We start from the raw sequence: 20,071 nt of genomic DNA, 5'->3' as shown, positions 1-20,071 counted from the left end.
AGAAGCAGTAGGCTTCAATTGTGGAGAGCAGTTAAATTATGATGGATCGACTACGCGAAGGCGTGAATAGCATCGCGGTCAAAATTATCCTTGGACTTATCATCCTGTCTTTCGTATTTGCAGGTGTAGGTAGCTACATCGTTGGTGGTAGCAACAACTCTGCAGCGAAAGTCGGTAACACTGAGATTCCTCGTGGTGAGTTCGAGATGGCATACCAAAATGAGCGTAACCGTATGCAAGCTCAGTTGGGTGACTACTTCTCTCAAATGCTGGCTGACCCTGCATATGTTGAATCTTTCCGCAAATCCGTTTTAGATCGAATGATCAATGACGTGTTGCTTGACCAACAAGCTGAAGCTTTGGGTCTGCGAATCAGCGACACTCAAGTGCGTAGCATGATTCTAGACATGCCTCAGTTCCAATCTAATGGTCAGTTTGATCAAGAGGTCTATCAAGCTTCTTTGCGTCGTGCAGGCTTTTCGCCAGACTCTTTTGCTGAGTACATGCGTCGTGAATTGGTTCGTGAGCAACTGCTGAATGCGCTACAAAACAGTGAATTTATTCTGCCGGGTGAAGTACAAGCAGAAGGCAAGCTGTTCACTCAAACTCGTGATATTCGCACGATTCAGATCGACTTAGCGGAGTTCGCGAAAAATATTGAATTGACCGACGAAGAAATTCAAGAGTACTACAAAGCAAACCCAGACAACTTTACACGCCCAGAGCAGGTTAAAGTCTCTTACATCGAACTGTCAGCTGAAGCGCTAAAGGAACAAGTTAATGTTTCTGATGCTGAGGTGAAAAAGTACTACGACGAGCACTTAAACAAATACTCTTCAGAAGAGCAACGACGTGTCGCTCACATTCTTGTAGAAGGGGACGATGAAGCAAAAGCGCAAGCTATCCTAGATGAGCTAAACGCGGGTGCAGATTTTGCGACGCTTGCTCAAGAGAAATCTGACGATTTTGGCAGCGCTGAAAACGGTGGTGACCTAGGTTGGATTGAGCGTGATGTGATGGACCCTGCTTTTGAAGAAGCGGCATTCGCACTGAAGAATCCTGGCGATACGTCGGGTCTAGTAAAGTCGGACTTTGGCTATCACATTATCAAGCTTGAAGAGCTAAAAGATTCTGTGGCGAAGCCATTTGAAGAAGTCGCTGCTGAAATCAAACAAGAGATGGTTGACCAACAAGCTATCGATCAATTCTACGAGTTGCAAAATGAGCTTGAGCGCGTAGCGTTTGAATACCCAGACTCATTGTATGATGCTTCTCAAGCGGTTAACCAAGAAGTGAAGACAACGGACTTTATTTCTCAGGTTGATGCACCTGAAGTGCTTCGTAGCCCTGCTGTAATGCAAGCTATCCTGAGTCCTGAAGTTAAAGAAGATGGCCTAAACTCTGAAGCTATCGAAGTTGCGCCTGAGCATATTATCGTTGTTCGTGTTGAAGATGCGCGTGACGAGACAGTTCTTCCATTAGAAGAAGTGAAAGATCAGGTTGTTGCAGAGCTATCTCGTGTTAAAGGTGAGCAAGAAGCGATGGAACTTGGAACACAAGTCGTTGCGGCATTGAAAGAAGGTAAGACGAACGTGCTTGCTGAAAACAATCTTGCCTTTGGTGAACAAGAGACAGTAGATCGTCGTTCTCCGTTGGCAACAACGGTATTCGCGATGGCAAAACCAGTCGATGGTAAACCAGTATACGGTCAGTCTAAAGATCTTGAAGGTAACATCATTATCATCGAGCTTGATGCTGTAAACGCAGAGCTAGATAGTGAGTTAGAAGATCAAGTTGCGATGCAAATGCAGCGTGCATCTTCTCAGCAAGATTTATCATCTGTACTAGCCGTACTGCGTGCAAATACTGACATCGAGTATTATGTTGTGAGCAACTAAGCACAATTAGTGTAATTTGTATGTTGAATAAAACGGACCGCATAAGCGGTCCGTTTTATTTTTGTCTTTATGAACTTCAATCATCAATAGGCATTACTTAAATTAGTGCGCGTTTAAGTGATAGCGGCCGTTGTGAATTCCGGGTCATCTCAGTTTGTTAAATGCATAACCATATTGCTTTCCATTGCAAACTTGATAGTGACTCGCTCTCGATGACTGTTTTTAGCCTACTATTTTGGAGATTGTATGTTCAATATGAAATGGATTTTGACATTGTGCTTATTTGTTTTTGCACCTTTTAGCATAGCTGCGGATTCAGCCACTGACAAATATGAAGGAATTGAAATTACTGTAAATATCAACACGGCCACTGCTGAAGAAATTGCGACCATGTTGAAAGGTATAGGTGAGAAGAAAGCGCAGAGTATAGTGGACTACCGCGAGGAACATGGCCCTTTTAAAACGGCAGCAGATTTGAAGAGCGTAAAAGGCATTGGTGAAGCGACAGTTAAGAAAAACGAAGACCGCATTTTACTGTAGCTTGATGTATCGCAGATATTGAGTCTGAATTCAGAACAATATCTGTTTCCCTATTACTGCTTTCCCGAACCAGCCCCTCTTTCGTGGTTCGGGATTTTTTATCCGAATAAACGACGGCGAAGGCCTTTTTCCAGTAAAGCCATCACTAACCCACCGAGTGCGCCAAACATATGAGCATCAATAGCAACGTTTGCACCGATAAGTTCAGCAGTACTGCTTGATGGGCCATAGACCTGCTCCCATGCTACTTTGGCGATTAGCCCTCCGACTAACAACACACTGCTTCTTCTGCTTTCAAAGACTTCTCTGAGCGCCCAAAATCCAAACAATCCGTGTAATACGCCGGATAAACCTACGTATACCGACATGTTGGTAAACAAATTCAACGCACCAACACATGCACATAAGATTGAAAAAACGATAAGGAAGTTACGAGTGCTTGGACGAAAAATAAAAGTAATGATCCACAATCCTGCGAGGTTCATTCCTAAGTGCACAAAGTTGGTATGTGTGAGATTTCCTGTTACGATTCGCCACCATTCACCATGGCGTATATTGTAGCTGTGCCACTCGGTTAGGCTTGCCATTGGTTCAAATTGAAGTATCAAACAGATCACGCTGATAATACTCAGCAAGGTATAAAGGTTCACTCTATGTCTCGTTATTGTTCTCGTTGTGGAAAATCGCAAAAAGCGTGTATTTGCCAATGGATTGTACCGCTGGCAAGCGAGGTAGAACTTATCATTCTTCAGCACACGAGTGAAGAACATCGTCCGCTTGGTACGGCACGGATTCTCAATTTGAGTTTAGATAACTGTATTTGTTTGATAGGAGAGGACTTTTCTTGTGATGATGTCTTAAATCACTTATTAGCGGATGAGTCATATCAACATTTTGTTCTTTACCCATCAGAAGAGTCACGATGCATTTCTGAAATCACTCAAGCGAGTCATAGTGTATCTAAGAAAATACGTTTGATTTTGCTCGATGGTACGTGGAAAAAAGCGTACAAAATGTGGCAACTCTCAAGCAACTTACATTCATTCCCAACCGTGCAGTTGCCTAAGCAACTACAAGGGCACTACACCATTCGTAAGGCGCCCTCTGAGAATAGCTTATCGACAGTCGAGGCTGGTTATCATTCGCTTCGCTTGCTTGAACCCGAGCGAGACTTTACACCGCTGATGCGTGCGTTTGAAAAGATGATCGAATTCCAAATCGCCCAGATGCCTCCGGGCATTTTTGAAAAGAATTACTTGAAAGGTTGAGTGTTACTAAAGAACGATGGAAGAGAAAAGTTGGCGGTGTAGCTTTTGCGCGTGACCATCGGTCATTGCAGAAATATAATCGGCGATGACCCTCATTTTATTGCTCTTGCTCTTCGCCTGACACCACAGATCTTTTGTATGAACGGGTAGTAAGCGCTCTGGGTCTGCTGTTAACGCTTCAAAAATATCCATAATAATTTGCTGACCCTTATACTCAACGATCTGGACCTGCGGGACTTGGATAACGAAGGTGCTGACAAAGTGCTTGAGTACGTCAAGTGCACGTGCCATCTGTGGCTCTAAACACGCATTCCAAGACAGTAACGGGTTATTAAACGGCTCATCCACCGCTTTGATTGAAATGCTGGTCAGTAGCGCGTTAACCATACCACCGATGGCATCTTTCCGCTCATGGTGCTTACCGCTAAATAGCATCTGTCCGATGGAATCGATATGAGCTTCAAACCACGGGTCGCCACAGTCCGCTAATTGACTTGCTGCGCCTTCTTGCCATTGCTGACGTGTCACCATACCAAGTACGATTGCATCTTCTAAATCATGAACACCGTAGGCGATATCATCTGCTAGCTCCATGATTGAGCAATCGAGTGATTTAAAACGCGTTTTACTGTGCTCAAACTCCGATTCTGGCGTTGAACGCATCAGACTAAGCAATGCCTTGTCGTTGTCAGAAAGCGGTGCAATTACCCAATCAAATAAGTCTTTATCACAATCATAAATGCCTTTAGCTGGGCTCCAATCTTTTGCTTTTAGTTTACGTTGATGCTCGGCTGGTTGAGGCAACTTGACGGAGCGTGTTTGACTAATGAGGGCAGGGTACTTAATCAAACCAAGCAGTGTGCGGCGTGATAAATTCATTCCGAAATGCTCGGTATAAGGCTCTAACTTAGTGACGATACGAAAGGTTTGGGCGTTCCCCTCGAAGCCGCCATGTTCGCGCATTACGTAGTTTAGAGCGACTTCTCCCCCATGACCGTATGGAGGATGCCCGATGTCGTGAGCCAAACATAATGAATCAATTAAGCTGTCTGATGGTAATAGTTCACGGAACTCTGGTTGTTTTTTCTTTAACTGGGCGACGATACCGGTCCCGAGTTGCGACGCTTCTAAGGAGTGCGTTAACCGACTGCGGTGAAAGTCTTCCAAGCTATTGCCGTGTACTTGGGTTTTTGCTTGTAGGCGTCGAAATGCAGCCGAGTGAAGAATGCGCGCTCGGTCTCGTTGGTACGGGCTCCGATGGTCGTCTCGACGGATTTTATGCTCATCATCATGGCGCTCTTGCCATTGCGGGTGTAATTCAAACGACACGATTATCTCCGTAAGCTAACTGATTTCATCTAACGATAATTCGAAACTTGGGGCAAAGGTATTGAGAAAGTAATCCATTTCAGGCGTTCTGCGTTCTTGCAAAGTGACGTCTAAGCGTTTTTTTGCCAGAGCGAACTCATGGTTGCCGGCGCTTAGTTCTTCAAGACATTTTAAATAGGCACAGATGGAATCGGCTTGCTTAACGATTTTTGCGTCCTCTTCGTGAGCAGAGTGAGAAAGAAGATAGGGGGCAAAGTCATCTTGGAACTCTTCCGGTAACATTGAGAGTAATTTTTGCTCCGCTGCCGATTCTATCTTCTTATATTCTTTGGCAATTTCAGGGTTGTAATACTTCACTGGAGTCGGAAGATCACCCGTTAATACTTCACTGGAGTCATGGTACATGGCAAGAATCGCGATACGCTCTGGATTAAGGTTACCGCCGAATTTTTTGTTTTTAATTAGGGCAAGGGCATGAGCGACAAAAGCAACTTGTAAGCTATGCTCTGAAACGTTTTCTGGTGAGACGGACCGCATTAAAGGCCAGCGTTGGATCAGCTTCATTCGAGCCAGGTGGGCGAAAAAATGGCTTTCTTTCATGGCTTTCTCCGTTTCTGGTGTAAAAAAGGAACTCACTAGGAGTTCCTCTAAGCATATGAGAGATCAGCACTAATTACTACCAGTGATTCATTACTGGCTGTAGGTTGATAGGAATCTTTCAAAACGTCCAATGGCGATTTCTAGATCTTCAACGTGCGGTAGTGTCACGATGCGGAAGTGGTCTGGTTTTGGCCAGTTAAAACCAGAACCTTGCACTAGTAAGACCTTCTCTTGTTTTAAGAAATCTAAAACCATCTGTTGATCGTTCTTGATGTTGTACATTTTAGTGTCGATTTTCGGGAAGAGGTACATCGCACCCTTAGGTTTGACACAAGAAACACCAGGAATCTGATTGATCAGTTCATACGCTCGGTTGCGCTGCTCTAATAAGCGTCCGCCAGGTAAAATCAGTTCATTAATACTCTGGTATCCACCTAACGCGGTTTGAATCGCATGTTGCATTGGTACGTTTGCGCATAAACGCATCGATGAAAGCAGCTCCAAGCCATTCACGTACCCTTGAGCCAGATGTTTAGGCCCCGTTAGGAACATCCAGCCACCACGGAAACCACAAACACGGTAGGCTTTTGAAAGGCCATTGAATGTCATAACTAGCACGTCTTCAGTGAGTGTGGCGACTGAGGTATGTGTTGCACCGTCGTACAACACTTTGTCGTAGATCTCATCTGCGAAAATGATCAGTTTGTGCTGGCGTGCTATCTCAATCACTTCAAGTAGGAAGTCACGGCTGTATACCGCACCTGTCGGGTTGTTCGGGTTGATCAGAACAATGCCACGTGTCTTTGGTGTGATTTTCTTTTTGATGTCTTCAAGGTCTGGGTACCAGTCAGCCTCTTCATCACATAGATAATGAACCGGCTTACCACCAGATAGTGCAACTGAAGCTGTCCATAACGGATAGTCTGGTGCTGGGATCAGCATTTCGTCGCCATTGTTTAATAGCGCTTGCATGGCCATTACGATCAACTCAGACACGCCGTTACCTACATACACATCTTCGACATCTAGCGAGCGTATACCTTTACGCTGATAGTGTTGGACCACTGCTTTACGAGCAGAGTAAATGCCTTTGGAATCACAATAGCCTTGAGAAGTCGGCAGATTACGAATCACGTCGACTAAAATCTCATCAGGGGCGTCAAAACCAAATGGGGCAGGGTTACCAATGTTTAGCTTTAGGATTTTATGCCCTTCTTCCTCCATGCGCTTAGCATGTTTGAGTACAGGACCCCTAATGTCGTAGCAGACATTGTCGAGTTTTGACGACATCCCGATATTTTGCATTGTTTAATTCCTAAAAATTCGTTAATTTCTTTATTAAAATACAATAATTTGTTTTTTATTAGAATATATATCTGTAAATAATCTGTCTGCTGGTTAAGTTTCGCTCGCTTGCTATCACAGGATTTTGCAAAAGATCGCATACGACCTTGATTTGCTTTGGGTCTAAACTTAGAGTAGCCGTCAGTTACCATTTATCCTCACATACAACGAGGTTGATTTGTCACAGTTCCATCAAGCCGTAAAGAGAATTATCGAGCGAGTTCAGCAATCGGAAGGCAATCAAACACGTCTGGTCGAGCCCCTTAGCGAGAAACCTAATTTCTCATTTATTGATTGGCTTGATGCACAACCACTTTTCCCTAAGTTTTATTGGCAGTCCCGCGATACACGTGAAGAGGTCGTTGCACTAGGGCAATTGCACGCTTTTGTTGAGCCAGGTCCTGCTTATACCATTCTAGGTGAAGGGCAAAGAGTCTGGGGCGGGCGCTCTTTTGATGGACAGCATGAGAAGAATCGTCGCTGTATGCCTTCTTTTTTCTTTTTGCCTCAAATTGAGTTAATTCGTTTTGACCAACAGTGGTCTCTCGCAGTTAATATTTCAGAAGACAAAGCGCGAACTCTAGCTGGGTTGAATAAACTGGTTTGTGAGGTCGCGACCTTAGCTCCAATTTCGTCTCACATCCGCTCTATTGTTCACACGCCAAGTCAGCCTCAATGGAATGAGTTAGTTCATAAGGTTCTGACTGGTATAGAGAATGATGATTTTAAGAAAGTGGTTTTAGCGCGTCGCTCTACCGTGCAGCTTGATAACACATTAAGTGCTGCACAGCTACTTAAAGCAAGTTACTTAAATAACCATCATAGCTTCCATTTCATGCTGAGCTTAGACAGTAAGCACAGTTTTATGGGGTCTACGCCAGAACGTTTGTATTCTCGCGTAGGGCATGAGCTACATACCGAAGCGTTAGCAGGTACGATTGGTCGGGGAGACAATGCCACTCAAGATATGGAGTTGGCGAATTGGTTATCCCAAGACCAAAAGAACCTCAACGAAAACCAGTATGTGGTGGACGACATCATTGACCGTCTATCACCACATTCTGAAGTGGTTGAAGTGGAAGCTGAACCGAGTTTGGTCAGACTACGAAAAGTGCAGCACCTTAAGCGAAATATTCACGCTAGTCTAAGAGCGGGGATAAATGGTGTTCAGTTGTTATCGGCGCTTCAGCCAACAGCGGCGGTTGCTGGCTTACCCCGACAAGAGTCGATGCAATTTATATTGGATAATGAGCCGTTTGCACGCGGCTGGTACGCGGGGTCAATGGGTTACATAAGCCATGAACGAGCAGAGTTTTGTGTCGCAATCAGAAGTGCGCTTGTGCTCGGTGAGCAAGTACAACTGTTTGCGGGCGCAGGGATTGTTCCAGGCTCCATTGCAGAACATGAGTGGGCAGAACTTGATAAGAAAATGTCGACGTTACTTACGCTGATTTCTGATCATCCGCCATTGGGAGTCGCATCATGAGTCATGACCAAGCGGTGCTCAATCGAGTTTGGTCAGAAACCATATTGATTGAGCTTCAGCGATTTGGCGTTAAGCATGTTTGTATCGCTCCCGGATCTCGTTCTACGCCTTTAACTTTAGAAGCGGCAGAACAGTCCGACTTTTCCATTCATACTCATTTTGATGAGCGTGGATTGGGCTTTATGGCTCTTGGTTTAGCGAAAGCTACTCAGGAACCCGTGGCAATTATCGTTACCTCTGGTACGGCAGTGGCGAACTTATTACCGTCGGTTGCCGAAGCCAAACTTACTGGTGAAAAACTGGTGCTGCTGACAGCAGATCGTCCAGTAGAACTTGTCGGCTGTGGTGCAAACCAAGCGATAAATCAATTGGGTATTTTTTCACATCATGTTTCGGCCAGTTTGAATTTACCAAGCCCAAATTTAGCAACGTCGCTTAACTGGTTGCTGACCTCTGTTGACGAAGTGATGTTTACTCAGCAATTGCAGGGTAGTGCCGTTCATATTAATTGTGCATTTCCAGAGCCTTTGTATTCCAACGGCGCAAAATCGGATTATCAAACCTACTTAGATTCGGTCGCCGGATGGCGAAAAGGAAGCGGCACTTATACTCAGCGTTTTAGCCATTTGTCACAGGCAAACATCCCGCCTTTTTCGGACAAAAAAGGCTTGGTTGTGATTGGCAGCTTACCGCTTGAACAAGCGAAGTCGGCGCAGGCATTTGCACAAAAGATGGGATGGCCAGTACTTGCAGACCCGCAAAGTGGTCTCAGTTCGGATTGGGCGTATTACGATGTATGGCTTCAACTTCCCGAGTTCGCAAACGAGCTTGAATCTTGTGAACTTATTATCCAATTTGGTAGCCGAATCATCTCCAAACGTTTGAACCAATGGATTGATAAACAAGTATCGAAAAATCAACAAAGTAAAGACGTTCAGTATTGGTATGTCTCACCTTGTATGGACCGGAATAACCAAAATCATCTGGCGCAAATGCACTGGGTTGAGCCTCCTAAAACGTGGGTTTCTCGCATTAGTTTTGAGAAGTCAATATTTGCTGGGTGGGCTGATAGGTTAGCGAATGACGTTAAGCGAGTTCATCAACGTATCGAAGAAGCCTTCCTATCTGATTCAGCGTCTGCCATTGACGAAATTGCGTTGGCAGCAGACATCAACGAGCGCACAAAGAACGTAGATGTTTTCTTGGGTAATAGCTTGTTTGTTCGGCTTGTTGATATGTACGGAAAATTGGATGGTGTAGAGGTTTTCACTAATCGAGGCGCGTCAGGGATTGACGGTTTGTTTGCTGCGGCATCAGGCGTGCAACGGGCAAGAGGTAATCCGTTACTAATGTATATCGGTGACACAGCAGCACTTTATGATCTCAATTCTCTGGCGCTATTTTCTCACAATAAACTGCCGGCGATACTTGTTGTTACTAATAATGACGGCGGTGCGATTTTTGATATGTTGCCAGTACCACCAGAGCGCAGAACGACATATTATCAAATGCCTCATGGTTATCAGTTTGAACACGCGGCAAAGCAGTTTGGTTTGGCGTATTTGCATGTTTCTACACTGGAGCAATTCCAATCATCTGTAAAAGAGCATTTATGTCACCGCCAAGGCACGTTGCTGGTCGAGGTTCAAACCCCACCTAATCAAGCTGCTGAGACACTCAAGGCATTTAATAAGAGTCTGAATGCTTTACTTTGAACGTTTCCCTGTATTAGAAAAACACCAAAGTAGAACGTTGCCCACTTTGGTGTTTTTGCATGGCTTACTCGGTAGCGGTGCCGATTGGCTCGCGTGTTTAAATGCATTACCCGAATATGAACGTGTTACGGTTGACCTTCCTGGTCACGGACGCAGCCAATCTATTTTTTGCTGCGATTTAAATGATTGCTGCAAACTTCTTGGTTCCACACTATCTTTATTATTTCCCTCACAACAACCACTTATTTTGATTGGATACTCTATGGGCGGCCGCATTGCGATGCATGGTATTGCCCATCAATGCTTTCCAGAGCTCAATATTGCAGGCGCGATTATTGAAGGGGGAAACTTCGGGCTTCAAACTGAGTCAGAGAAACAGGTGAGATTAGGGAATGATGCTCGCTGGGCAATGCGTTTCAAAACTGAACCACTTGAACGTGTTTTGAACGATTGGTACCAACAAGCGGTGTTTTCTTCACTAAACCATGAGCAAAGACAAACATTCATTGCGAAGCGAAGTGATAATCTTGGCTCAGCGGTGGCGAATATGTTGATGGCGACATCGTTAGCCAAACAGGCATATTTATTGCCCTCACTGCAAAAGCAGAACATACCAGTGTATTACTTGTGTGGTGAGAAAGACCAAAAATTTAGCCAACTGGCACAACGTAGCGGGTTGGCGTATCGACAAGTTGAAGGCGCTGGTCATAACGTCCATCAAGAGCAGCCCAAACAGTTTGCGATACATACCAAGCAAATAATTCAGTCTCACTTTGGTGAGAGTAACGAGAACAATGGGAATCACCATGGCTAAAACAGTAGGCATTTCTGAAGAAGAACTTTACGCTCCGGTTCAATGGAAAGATTGCGGCGAGAAATACGAGGACATTCATTACCATAAGTCTGAAGATGGTATCGCGAAAATAACCATTGCGCGTCCTCAAGTGCGTAACGCGTTTCGTCCTCAAACGGTAAAAGAGATGATTGATGCGTTGGCAGATGCGCGTTACGACTCTGGTGTTGGCGTGATCATTCTGACAGGTCTAGGTGAAGACGCATTCTGTTCTGGCGGCGACCAGAAGATCCGTGGCGACTATGGCGGCTATAAAGATGACCAAGGTACGCATCACCTAAACGTATTGGACTTCCAACGCGATATTCGTACTTGTCCAAAACCAGTGATCGCATCGGTAGCGGGTTGGGCTGTTGGCGGTGGTCACGTTCTGCACATGATGTGTGACCTAACGATTGCAGCTGACAACGCTCAATTTGGTCAAACAGGCCCTAAAGTGGGTTCATTTGATGGCGGTTGGGGTGCATCTTACATGGCTCGCATCGTAGGCCAAAAGAAAGCTCGCGAAATTTGGTTCCTATGTCGTTTCTACAATGCTCAAGAAGCGGTAGACATGGGCCTAGTAAACACAGTTGTACCACTAGCGGATCTAGAGAAAGAAACCGTTCGTTGGTGTCGTGAAGTACTACAGCACAGCCCAATGGCATTGCGCTGCCTGAAAGCTGCATTAAACGCAGATTGTGATGGTCAAGCGGGTCTGCAAGAGCTAGCGGGTAACGCAACGATGATGTTCTACATGACTGATGAAGGACAAGAAGGTCGTAACGCCTTTAACGAGAAGCGTCGCCCAGACTTCGATAAATTCCCTCGCAACCCATAATCCGTCTAAATGAGGAGCGTGTTAGCTCCTCTGTTCCTTTTTTCCTGAGCGCCTCGCCCTCTGGGAGGCTGGTGGGATTGCTCGTCAGAACACTCAAATATACGGCATTACATAGGACTTGAATTATGCGTGAAGCGAAAATTTATCGTTATAGCTTGCCCATGGATAGTGGTGTCATCCTACGTGACAACAAGCTAACCGAACGTGTTGGTTATGTTGTTGCGCTTTCCGAAGATGGTAAAACAGGGTTTGGAGAAGTCGCTCCTCTTCCTGGTTTTAGCTTAGAGAGCACCGAAGATGCGGGTGTTCAGCTACAAGAACAGGCGGAGCGTTGGGTAGCAGAGTTGGATGTGGATTATGCCAATATGTACCCGTCGGTTGCGTTTGGTTTATCGATGGCACAGCTTGAATTAGCTGGTGGCTTACCACAACAAGGTAAATACCAAACAGCGCCACTATGCACTGGCGACCCAGATGAGCTCATTCCAAAGCTGAACGAAATGGAAGGTGAGAAAGTCGCTAAGGTGAAAGTTGGACTTTATGAGCCAATTCGCGATGGCATGCTTGTGAACCTTTTTCTTGAATCAATCCCTCAATTAACGCTTCGACTCGATGCCAATCGCACTTGGACACCAGAAAAAGCGCAGCAGTTCGCTAAGTACATTGCTCCGTCTCTGCGTCAACGAATCACGTTTCTAGAAGAGCCGTGCCGCTCTCCTGGCGATAGTCTCTCTTTTGCGATTAATACTGGTATTGCTATCGCTTGGGATGAAACATTGCAAGATGCGGTTCGTCGTGAAGATTTCCGTCTTGAAGATCTAACTGGTGTGAAAACGATCATCATCAAACCCACACTCATTGGTTCAGTGGATTTTTGTATTACACTGATAGTGAAAGCGAAGTCACTGGGGATGAAAGCAGTGATTAGCTCGAGCATTGAATCCAGTCTCGGTTTAACTCAATTAGCGCGCTTTGCCCAATGGCAGCTGCCTGATGAAGTTCCAGGTTTGGATACGATTGGCTTATTCAAGGCTCAGCTAGAGCAGGGCTGGCCTAAGTGTGAACTTCCCGTTCTTCCTCTAAAAGACCAGGAGATTGTGTGGCATTCTGCGTAGACAATATTGCGAAGGCACCATGGAAATACTGGGCTCAAACGAGCCCTTTTTCTATTGCACTCAAGACATCAACAGAAGTATTAAACTGGCAACAACTCTCGAAGCGTATTGACCAATACACTCACTATTTGAATGACTTGGGTGTAACTCGGGGGGATGTGCTGACTTTGGTTGGCAAGAACCAAGTAGAAACACTGTTGTTTTATCTTGCCTCCAAACAGTTGGGTGCGCTCGCTGCGCTGACCATGGAACAACCACTAGATAAGTTGCAGGGTAAGCTTGCTACACTTTACAGGCCTGATCAAACTCGGTTTATCTGGTTTTCTCAGGAGTGCGCTTCGACCTTTTCTGAACATGATATACAAAAACTCAAGGCAACATTGCTTTCACCTCCTGTAGTATCACAGCAAGAGAGTGATTCGTTGACTGAAGATAGCTATCATCATGACCGGCTAGCTTCAGTAGTATTTACTTCTGGCTCTACAGGGGAGCCTAAAGCTGTGGTTCATACACATCGACAGCATCTTGCGTCTGCAGAGGGCTTGTTGCAGGAGTTCATTTTCACTCAGCAAGATGCTTGGCTGTTATCGCTTCCGCTGTATCACGTCTCTGGATTAGCGATTGTCTATCGTTGGCTATATGTCGGAGCAACACTAAAAGTCGGTTCAGGGAAACTTGTTGATGATGTTCAGGGCGTATCACACGCTTCTTTGGTTGCGACTCAGCTCAAACGGTTATTGGATGATGATGCACATTTGTCATTGACACATGTGCTACTGGGCGGCAGCCACGTTGATCACGAATTGGCACTACGAGCAACAAGGCAAGGCATTGAGACATGGTTAGGTTATGGGATGACGGAGGCGGCCTCTACCGTTACCGCAAAGAGAATTGACAGCACCAGTAATGCTGGACATGTATTGAAGCACCGTAAGATAAAATTAGTTGACCAACGCATTTTTATTGGCGGTAAGACATTAGCGGCAGGGTATTTCCATCAAGGACATGTTACCCCATTTCTGGATGAGAAAGGCTGGTTTGACAGCAAGGATCTTGGCGAGTGGCAAGGTGATGAATTAAAGATAATCGGCCGTGCCGACAATCAGTTTATCTCTGGTGGTGAGAATATCCATTGTGAAGAGATTGAAGCCGCTTTGAACCAAATTGATGGTGTAGTGCAGAGTATAGTGGTTCCAGTCGAAGACGCGGAGTTTGGTCATAGACCAGTAGCTGTGATTCAGACCAATGGATTGCGCAGCAAGTCGGAGTATGACCAGCACTTGCAATCAAAGTTAGAGAAGTTTAAATGGCCAGTGGAATACCATGTAATGCCACAAACTCTACTAAAAGGTGGGATCAAAATTTCACGTAAGGCCGTGAAAGAGTGGCTGCTGTCATCACTTCAGCATTAGTCAATTTTGCTATGTATTAGTCATAAAGAGAATTTCGTATCCTTATAACTCTGAATCATAATTATGCTTCTTCGTGGAGAGAAAATGCATAAGGTTCAGGATGGCAAAGCTAGTTTTAATTGCGGCAGTAGCACTACAAATTGGTATCGCGATAAGTAGTGAAGGGCTAGCCCGCTCTCTTGCAGAGCTAACGGCATTTTTGATCGCTATTGCGTTGGTCGTTATATACAAAAATAGCAAACGGGAAATACCGTCCCCTCAACGCGATAAGCAGACCACCAATATCTAAAACAGTAACCAACTTAGAGAAGTGGTCGAAATTAACACCCACAGAGTCACGCCAAACAACAGCGGCTTAGCTCCAGCTGACTTTAGTTTTGAAATTGAAATGCTGCAACCTATCAAGAACAGACATACAACCAACGCTTGCTTTGCTCCAATGAAAATGCCGTGATAGACCATTTCAAATTGAGGAAAGAAGTCGCTAAACGCGATAGCTGCACAGTACCAAAAAATGAAATAAGGGATAGCTAGTTTTTTCTTTCCATTCTCTTTTTGGCCTCTTGAAAAGATGACGGCACTGATCAAAGCAACAGGAATGATCCATAAAGCGCGCGCGAGTTTCAATGTTGTTGCCGTCGTTAGTGCTTCTTCCCCATAGGCCGAGGCAGCCCCGACAACAGAAGATGTGTCATGAATGGCAATCGCAGCCCATGTGCCAAACGTGTGTTGATCTAGCCCTAAAGCATGTCCAATCACAGGAAACACAAAGAGTGCAATGGAGTTCAGGACAAATACCGTTGCCAGTGCTAATCCAATCTGCTCGTCTTTCGCTTTAATCGCCGGTGCCACAGCAGCAATTGCGCTACCACCACAAATTGCAGTACCTGATGAGATTAAGTAAGCGGTTACTCGCTCCAATTTAATTACCCTGGCAATGAGAGTGCCCATGATCAGTGTGCCTGTAATAGTGGCGATGATCAGGCCGATACCATCCGATGTGACTGCAAGTGCTTGCTCAAAGTTGATGCCAAAGCCTAAGCCAATAATCGAGTAAGACAGCAGCTTTTTAGTAAAAGAAGCGATGGGCAGCTCGGAAGGCACAAAACCAAAACTTGCGAGTAGAAAACCGATAACTAGAGCAATAGGAGAGGAGGCAAGGGGGGTTAAACAAAAAAGTAACGCCAATCCAAACAGGAGGTAGTTTCTATTCAAGGTTTTTATTCGCTGTTGTGAATGAAAGGGAGAGTATATCGCACTGGGTGTGGTCAGTTTGTCTTAATGATTTGAACACATGTTCAGTTATCCTAAACATGTGTTCAAGTGTATTTATCGCCAGTCGCCTCTGAGTTGATGCACTTTATCGAACATTGTTTTTGCCGTTGCCTCATTTGGTGGCACCGGTTGTCCTGCTTCAATTTCTAGCTTTGACCAAAATCGAGTCGGTAAGCCACAGCATGCGCGACCTTTTGCGCGGCTGAAATAGCTTCCCCATAAGCCTTTAAGTGCAACAGGTATGACGGGTACTGGGCTACGACGTAGAATGATATCAATACCGCGCATGAATTCATTCATTTCACCATCTGAAGTTAATCTTCCTTCAGGGAAAATACAGACGATATGACCTTCGCTTAGCGCGGCTTCCACATCGTTAAATGCACGTCTAATAGAGCTTCTGTTACTCGCTGAAATTGGAATTACCCCAGTTCGACGTAAAAAGCGCCTTAATGGAGGTAGGTTGGCGTAATCTTCCTCCATCACAAAACGAATCAACCTTGGGCATACTGCACTAAGTAGCAATGCATCCATGTAGCTTACATGATTACATACAATCAATGCCCCACCATGCTCGGGTAGGTTGTGTAGATTCTTATGCTTAACTCGATAGATGGTGTGCGTAAGCATCCACATGACAAAGCGAACTACAAAAATAGGAATTTGCAAAAAGATGTAAGCGGCAACTAAGAAATTTAAAATGGCTAACAATGCAAACAGCTGAGGAATTGTCATCTTGATTACACTTAGGCACACAATACCTAAGACAGCGCTGCCGACCATAAACAGAGAGTTAAAAATGTTGAGCCCTGCGATGACTTGAGCACGTTCGGTTTCCTTTGCTCGATGCTGCATTAATGCGTAAAGAGGCACAATAAACAAACCGCCCGAAGCGCCAATCATTAATAGGTAGAAAAATAATGGCCAAAAAGGCTCATATCTAAAGAAGTCTACAAAGTTATGGAAAACAGGTAGATCATTGGGAATGGAAGTGGCCATTAGGTACCCAAATACCGTAATGCCAAAGGCACCAATTGGCACAATACCGACTTCGATACGATGGTTTGAGATCCAATTGCAAAGTAGCGACCCTAGCGCGATACCAATGGAAAATAGAGCGAGCAAGAAAGACACCGCACTCTCGGTGCCATTTAGGTAAATCTTAGTGAAATTCGGGAATTGTGTTAGATATGCGGCGCCTAAAAACCAAAACCAACTTATTGCCATTATGCATTGAAAAACAACTCGATCGGATTTGGCGATAGAGAGCGTGTGTTTGGTTTGCTTGTATGGTTGCCAACGAAAAGAGAGATTGGGAGCGCTGGCTGCAGCAAAGGGGATTGAGCGGCTCGACAAGTAGCCTAACAATGCGAAGATCACGACACAAAATGCGGCAAGGTATTTTGCGTTGTCTGCAGAGGCTATAATCCCAGCGCCTAAGGTGCCAATAAGGATGGCGATAAAGGTACCAGCTTCAACAAGAGCGTTGCCGGGCACTAACTCTTTAGCATTTAACTTTTGAGGCAAAAGGGCATATTTAACTGGGCCAAAAAATGCTGACTGTGTGCCCATTAAAAACAGTAGCAATAAAAGCACACCATAACTTTCGGTTATGAATCCGATGGCACCCAACAGCATGATGGCTATTTCAAATAGTTTGACCTTACGAATAAACCATGACTTTTCATATTTGTCGGCTAATACGCCAGCGGAAGCAGAGAACAGAAAGAACGGTAGAATGAACAAGCCTGCCGCAAGGTTGATGAACAAATTGCTCGAAATAGGCAGTGCACTGGAGCTCGCGAATGCGACAAACAACAGCAAAACGTTTTTAAAAATATTGTCGTTGAAAGCGCCAAAAAACTGAGTAATGAAATAGGGCAGGAACTTTCTCTGCGTAAGTAACGACGGCTGTCTGTCGGATGACATGGATAATCCTTTGCTACCAGTTCGTGAGATAGTTAGAAAGAAGATTACTGATCAACTCTTTGCCATCAATCGGTTCACTAGAGAAAAACTTATCATCAACACTGAGTAAAGTAATGCCATGTACGCCAGACCAAAGGACTCGACTCGCTTGAATCACTTCGGATTCAGTACGATGTGGTGCGATTTGAGCCAATAGTGACTCTAGCATTCCCGTCATACCATCGATACGTTTGGCATGCCATTCCGGAAGTTCTGCTCCATTCATGTTGTGTTCGAACACTAACTGCCAACGGTATGGGTGTTTTTGAGCAAAATCGTGGTAGCAATAAGCGAGTTCAAAAAGCGCTTGATGGGAGTCTTTGCTGTCATTAGTCGCTTTGCGTGCTTCTTGAGATAACTCATCTAAAGTTTGAGCGACAACATGAAGCAACAACAAATTATAATTACCAAAAACATTTACCAATGTGCTTGGCACGTAACCAATCATGTTAGCGATTTTACGAAGACTGAGTTCGTGGTAAGAATTCTCATCTAAAAAGTTTTTGACCGTTGTTAACGTCAAATTCACTAACTCTTCTCGGGTGTGATCGTTTCTGCGCGCCATACTCTCAAACTACTTTATTGAACATCGTTCAATATGATAGTCAGCTACCTATTAACCGTCAACAAGGCAATGTGTCCAAGTGCCCTCAAGGTGTAGGATTCTGAGCTGTGTCACTGATTCTAATTCAAGTAAAACAATCTGGAGTATTAGTGAACTTATTCCATACTTTTTTTACATTGATCAAGCGCCTTCAGCTGAATTGTAAGCAGTGTGAGCAGTCTGCATTTTTGGCAATATTCTGATACATGTCAGCTTCTATAAGCTATTTTCATCAATCGGTATACAGAGTATGATGACTTAAAAATCATCTTTGGCGTGCTACTGTTTGAAACAACGATTGTTTCGTCTTGAAAATGGGGCACTATCTTAGATAGCTAACTTTAAGGATAACGATGAAACGTTTATTTTCTATTGTTGCTTTATTGATGTTTACTGTTGCTGTAACGCCTATCGCGGAAGCGAAGAAGTTTGGTGGCAGTAAGTCTTTCGGTAAGAGCTACAAAACTGCACCAGCACCGAAACAACAGCAACAAAACACCAATACGGTCGGCAAAGATCAGACGACAAAGTCTTCAAGTAAGAAAGGCCTTATGGGTGGTCTGCTAGGCGGACTTCTTGCTGGTGGTCTACTTGCTGCATTCTTTGGCGGTGCTTTTGAAGGTATCCAGTTTATGGATATCCTAATTATTGGTTTGATTGCCTTTGTCATCTTTAAACTAATGCGCGGTATGCTAGGTGCGAAGCAGGGCAGTATGAACCAGCATCGTCAACAGCCTGCATTTGGTGGCAACGCATCTAAGTTTGAGCAACCAAACATGCAAAACTTTGAGCAACAACCAAACACAAATAATGGTGGCTTTGGTGGTTTTGGCGCTCAAACAGACGTACCACATAACTACCCACCGGGTTTTGACCAAGCAGCGTTCATTAATGGTTCTCGTGAACACTATCGAATCCTGCAAGGTGCGTGGAATCACAACCAGCTAGAAACTATTGAAGAATATGTTTCTCCAAGCTTGTTTGAAGACCTAAAAGCAGAGCGCGCGAAGCTCGACGGTGAGCAGCATACTGACGTAATGTACGTTGATGCGGAGATCGTCCGCGCTGATTACGATGCAAATAAAGCACAGCTTAGTCTGCAGTTTAGCGGTCGTTACCGTGACACAGTAGAAGGTGTTGAAGAAGAAATCGAAGATATCTGGCACCTAGAGCGTGACTTGACTGCGCCTAATGCGCCATGGTTAATCGTTGGTATTCAAGGCTAGTCACCTTTAAACCAATTTAGTCACTAGTAAAAATCCTGCATCCCCTGCGGGATTTTTTGTATCTATCATTTATATTTCTTGTACGTGTTTTTATACAAACATCACTAATTGAGTCCGTTTGGTAATTTTGCGAGCCCACTTTTTCTAGTAAGTCCTCAAGTGTTTTCCTATTTATATTGAACATTCATATTAAGGCCATACGAACTAACAAAATCAAAATAGCTAGTACATTGTTTGTAGGGTAAAGATCTGCTCCTCAGCCTTTTGTTTGTGGAGTTTCACATGGGGTTGGTTGCTTTAGTGAGATTGAGTATAGGTTATACCAATCGTAGTAAATAACTGGTCATTCTAGCTTGTTAAAATACTCGATAACTGCGCCTTGTTCTCAAGCATTTTCCCTACGCTATTTCTGATCACTTATTTACTGTGATAGGTATTCAATCGAGCAGAGTTTCGGTTAGGAGTGAAAGGTTCGTTGTAGTAGGACTATGCTATCAAGATCCTGAAACGAAAAAAGCCAGCTCAATGAGCTGGCTTCTTCAATATGGTGGAGGGGGACGGATTCGAACCATCGAAGGCAGTGCCGGCAGATTTACAGTCTGCTCCCTTTGGCCACTC

18 protein-coding genes are annotated in these 20,071 nt (G+C 44.6%); 11 read left to right on the top strand and 7 right to left on the bottom strand.

Features of this window, described 5'->3' with window-relative positions; translation table 11 throughout:
* The first annotated feature begins 38 nt into the window (after positions 1-38).
* Together ppiD and R7D93_RS18320 are read left to right on the top strand one after the other, a co-directional pair.
* Positions 39-1,898 (top strand): peptidylprolyl isomerase, encoded by a 1,860-nt coding sequence (gene ppiD / locus R7D93_RS18325; RefSeq protein WP_225497047.1) that lies wholly within the window; start codon positions 39-41, stop codon positions 1,896-1,898.
* 255 nt (positions 1,899-2,153) lie between these two features.
* On the top strand, positions 2,154-2,438 hold the full coding sequence (locus R7D93_RS18320) for a ComEA family DNA-binding protein (protein WP_213964260.1): 285 nt from the start codon (positions 2,154-2,156) through the stop codon (positions 2,436-2,438).
* A gap of 98 nt (positions 2,439-2,536) precedes the next feature.
* Here R7D93_RS18320 and rrtA read toward each other — a convergent pair whose 3' ends face one another.
* Positions 2,537-3,088: a rhombosortase gene (gene rrtA, locus R7D93_RS18315; RefSeq protein WP_213885750.1), complete on the bottom strand. Its 552-nt coding sequence runs from the start codon at positions 3,086-3,088 to the stop codon at positions 2,537-2,539.
* A gap of 3 nt (positions 3,089-3,091) precedes the next feature.
* On the opposite strand from rrtA, the gene R7D93_RS18310 reads away from it, so the two are divergent.
* Positions 3,092-3,706 carry a tRNA-uridine aminocarboxypropyltransferase gene (locus R7D93_RS18310; RefSeq protein ID WP_225497049.1) on the top strand — a complete coding sequence of 205 codons (615 nt, stop codon included), beginning with the start codon at positions 3,092-3,094 and terminating at the stop codon, positions 3,704-3,706.
* Positions 3,707-3,712: 6 nt separating this feature from the next.
* Here R7D93_RS18310 and R7D93_RS18305 read toward each other — a convergent pair whose 3' ends face one another.
* From R7D93_RS18305 to R7D93_RS18295, 3 genes are all read right to left on the bottom strand, one after another.
* Positions 3,713-5,035, bottom strand: coding sequence for an anti-phage deoxyguanosine triphosphatase (locus R7D93_RS18305; RefSeq protein ID WP_225497051.1), 1,323 nt, complete (start codon positions 5,033-5,035; stop codon positions 3,713-3,715).
* Positions 5,036-5,050: 15 nt separating this feature from the next.
* Complete coding sequence (yfbR, locus tag R7D93_RS18300; protein ID WP_025766954.1) at positions 5,051-5,635, bottom strand: 5'-deoxynucleotidase; 585 nt, start codon at positions 5,633-5,635, stop codon at positions 5,051-5,053.
* 90 nt (positions 5,636-5,725) lie between these two features.
* Positions 5,726-6,940, bottom strand: coding sequence for a pyridoxal phosphate-dependent aminotransferase (locus R7D93_RS18295; protein WP_005384283.1), 1,215 nt, complete (start codon positions 6,938-6,940; stop codon positions 5,726-5,728).
* Between the two features lie 217 nt (positions 6,941-7,157).
* On the opposite strand from R7D93_RS18295, the gene R7D93_RS18290 reads away from it, so the two are divergent.
* The 7 genes from R7D93_RS18290 to R7D93_RS18260 all read left to right on the top strand — a co-directional run bounded on the left by R7D93_RS18290 (position 7,158) and on the right by R7D93_RS18260 (position 14,669).
* Positions 7,158-8,465, top strand: coding sequence for an isochorismate synthase MenF (locus R7D93_RS18290; RefSeq protein ID WP_005382321.1), 1,308 nt, complete (start codon positions 7,158-7,160; stop codon positions 8,463-8,465).
* On the top strand, positions 8,462-10,180 hold the full coding sequence (gene menD / locus R7D93_RS18285) for a 2-succinyl-5-enolpyruvyl-6-hydroxy-3-cyclohexene-1-carboxylic-acid synthase (protein WP_225497053.1): 1,719 nt from the start codon (positions 8,462-8,464) through the stop codon (positions 10,178-10,180). Before R7D93_RS18290 ends, menD begins: the two co-directional genes overlap by 4 nt.
* Positions 10,167-10,994 (top strand): 2-succinyl-6-hydroxy-2,4-cyclohexadiene-1-carboxylate synthase, encoded by an 828-nt coding sequence (gene menH / locus R7D93_RS18280; protein ID WP_225497055.1) that lies wholly within the window; start codon positions 10,167-10,169, stop codon positions 10,992-10,994. The genes menD and menH overlap by 14 nt, the downstream gene beginning before the upstream one ends.
* The gene (menB, locus tag R7D93_RS18275; RefSeq protein ID WP_005382318.1) at positions 10,987-11,853 is read left to right on the top strand and encodes a 1,4-dihydroxy-2-naphthoyl-CoA synthase; all 867 of its coding nucleotides are present in this window, start codon (positions 10,987-10,989) and stop codon (positions 11,851-11,853) included. The genes menH and menB overlap by 8 nt, the downstream gene beginning before the upstream one ends.
* 125 nt (positions 11,854-11,978) lie before the next feature.
* Positions 11,979-12,968, top strand: coding sequence for an o-succinylbenzoate synthase (gene menC, locus R7D93_RS18270; protein WP_225497057.1), 990 nt, complete (start codon positions 11,979-11,981; stop codon positions 12,966-12,968).
* Positions 12,953-14,380, top strand: coding sequence for an o-succinylbenzoate--CoA ligase (gene menE, locus R7D93_RS18265; protein ID WP_225497059.1), 1,428 nt, complete (start codon positions 12,953-12,955; stop codon positions 14,378-14,380). Before menC ends, menE begins: the two co-directional genes overlap by 16 nt.
* Before the next feature lie 100 nt (positions 14,381-14,480).
* Entirely contained in the window at positions 14,481-14,669 is a 189-nt protein-coding gene (locus R7D93_RS18260) for a hypothetical protein (protein WP_017634658.1), read from the top strand.
* Here the strand turns inward: R7D93_RS18260 and R7D93_RS18255 are convergent.
* The 3 genes from R7D93_RS18255 to R7D93_RS18245 all read right to left on the bottom strand — a co-directional run bounded on the left by R7D93_RS18255 (position 14,666) and on the right by R7D93_RS18245 (position 18,188).
* Complete coding sequence (locus tag R7D93_RS18255; RefSeq protein ID WP_005384270.1) at positions 14,666-15,595, bottom strand: YeiH family protein; 930 nt, start codon at positions 15,593-15,595, stop codon at positions 14,666-14,668. The genes R7D93_RS18260 and R7D93_RS18255 overlap by 4 nt on opposite strands.
* 114 nt (positions 15,596-15,709) lie before the next feature.
* The gene (locus R7D93_RS18250) at positions 15,710-17,584 is read right to left on the bottom strand and encodes an MFS transporter (protein ID WP_213893666.1); all 1,875 of its coding nucleotides are present in this window, start codon (positions 17,582-17,584) and stop codon (positions 15,710-15,712) included.
* Positions 17,585-17,597: 13 nt separating this feature from the next.
* Positions 17,598-18,188: a TetR/AcrR family transcriptional regulator gene (locus R7D93_RS18245; protein ID WP_005382308.1), complete on the bottom strand. Its 591-nt coding sequence runs from the start codon at positions 18,186-18,188 to the stop codon at positions 17,598-17,600.
* Positions 18,189-18,580: 392 nt separating this feature from the next.
* Here R7D93_RS18245 and R7D93_RS18240 point away from each other — a divergent pair, with 392 nt between their 5' ends.
* On the top strand, positions 18,581-19,453 hold the full coding sequence (locus R7D93_RS18240) for a Tim44 domain-containing protein (protein WP_005384268.1): 873 nt from the start codon (positions 18,581-18,583) through the stop codon (positions 19,451-19,453).
* Positions 19,454-20,071 lie beyond the last annotated feature (618 nt).

Source organism: Vibrio sp. YT-15 (genome assembly GCF_033337445.1).
GTDB classification, from domain to species: Bacteria; Pseudomonadota; Gammaproteobacteria; order Enterobacterales; family Vibrionaceae; genus Vibrio; species Vibrio alginolyticus.
This window is presented reverse-complemented; position numbering and strand designations above follow the sequence as displayed.

Excerpts from the sequence above, each read along its gene's own strand:
- ppiD (WP_225497047.1), top strand. The coding sequence starts at position 39 with ATGATGGATCGACTACGCGAAGGCGTGAATAGCATCGCGGTCAAAATT.
- R7D93_RS18320 (WP_213964260.1), top strand. The coding sequence starts at position 2,154 with ATGAAATGGATTTTGACATTGTGCTTATTTGTTTTTGCACCTTTTAGC.
- R7D93_RS18310 (WP_225497049.1), top strand. The coding sequence starts at position 3,092 with ATGTCTCGTTATTGTTCTCGTTGTGGAAAATCGCAAAAAGCGTGTATT.
- yfbR (WP_025766954.1), bottom strand. The coding sequence starts at position 5,635 with ATGAAAGAAAGCCATTTTTTCGCCCACCTGGCTCGAATGAAGCTGATC.
- R7D93_RS18295 (WP_005384283.1), bottom strand. The coding sequence starts at position 6,940 with ATGCAAAATATCGGGATGTCGTCAAAACTCGACAATGTCTGCTACGAC.
- menD (WP_225497053.1), top strand. The coding sequence starts at position 8,462 with ATGAGTCATGACCAAGCGGTGCTCAATCGAGTTTGGTCAGAAACCATA.
- menH (WP_225497055.1), top strand. The coding sequence starts at position 10,167 with ATGCTTTACTTTGAACGTTTCCCTGTATTAGAAAAACACCAAAGTAGA.
- menB (WP_005382318.1), top strand. The coding sequence starts at position 10,987 with ATGGCTAAAACAGTAGGCATTTCTGAAGAAGAACTTTACGCTCCGGTT.
- menC (WP_225497057.1), top strand. The coding sequence starts at position 11,979 with ATGCGTGAAGCGAAAATTTATCGTTATAGCTTGCCCATGGATAGTGGT.
- R7D93_RS18260 (WP_017634658.1), top strand. The coding sequence starts at position 14,481 with ATGGCAAAGCTAGTTTTAATTGCGGCAGTAGCACTACAAATTGGTATC.
- R7D93_RS18250 (WP_213893666.1), bottom strand. The coding sequence starts at position 17,584 with ATGTCATCCGACAGACAGCCGTCGTTACTTACGCAGAGAAAGTTCCTG.
- R7D93_RS18245 (WP_005382308.1), bottom strand. The coding sequence starts at position 18,188 with ATGGCGCGCAGAAACGATCACACCCGAGAAGAGTTAGTGAATTTGACG.
- R7D93_RS18240 (WP_005384268.1), top strand. The coding sequence starts at position 18,581 with ATGAAACGTTTATTTTCTATTGTTGCTTTATTGATGTTTACTGTTGCT.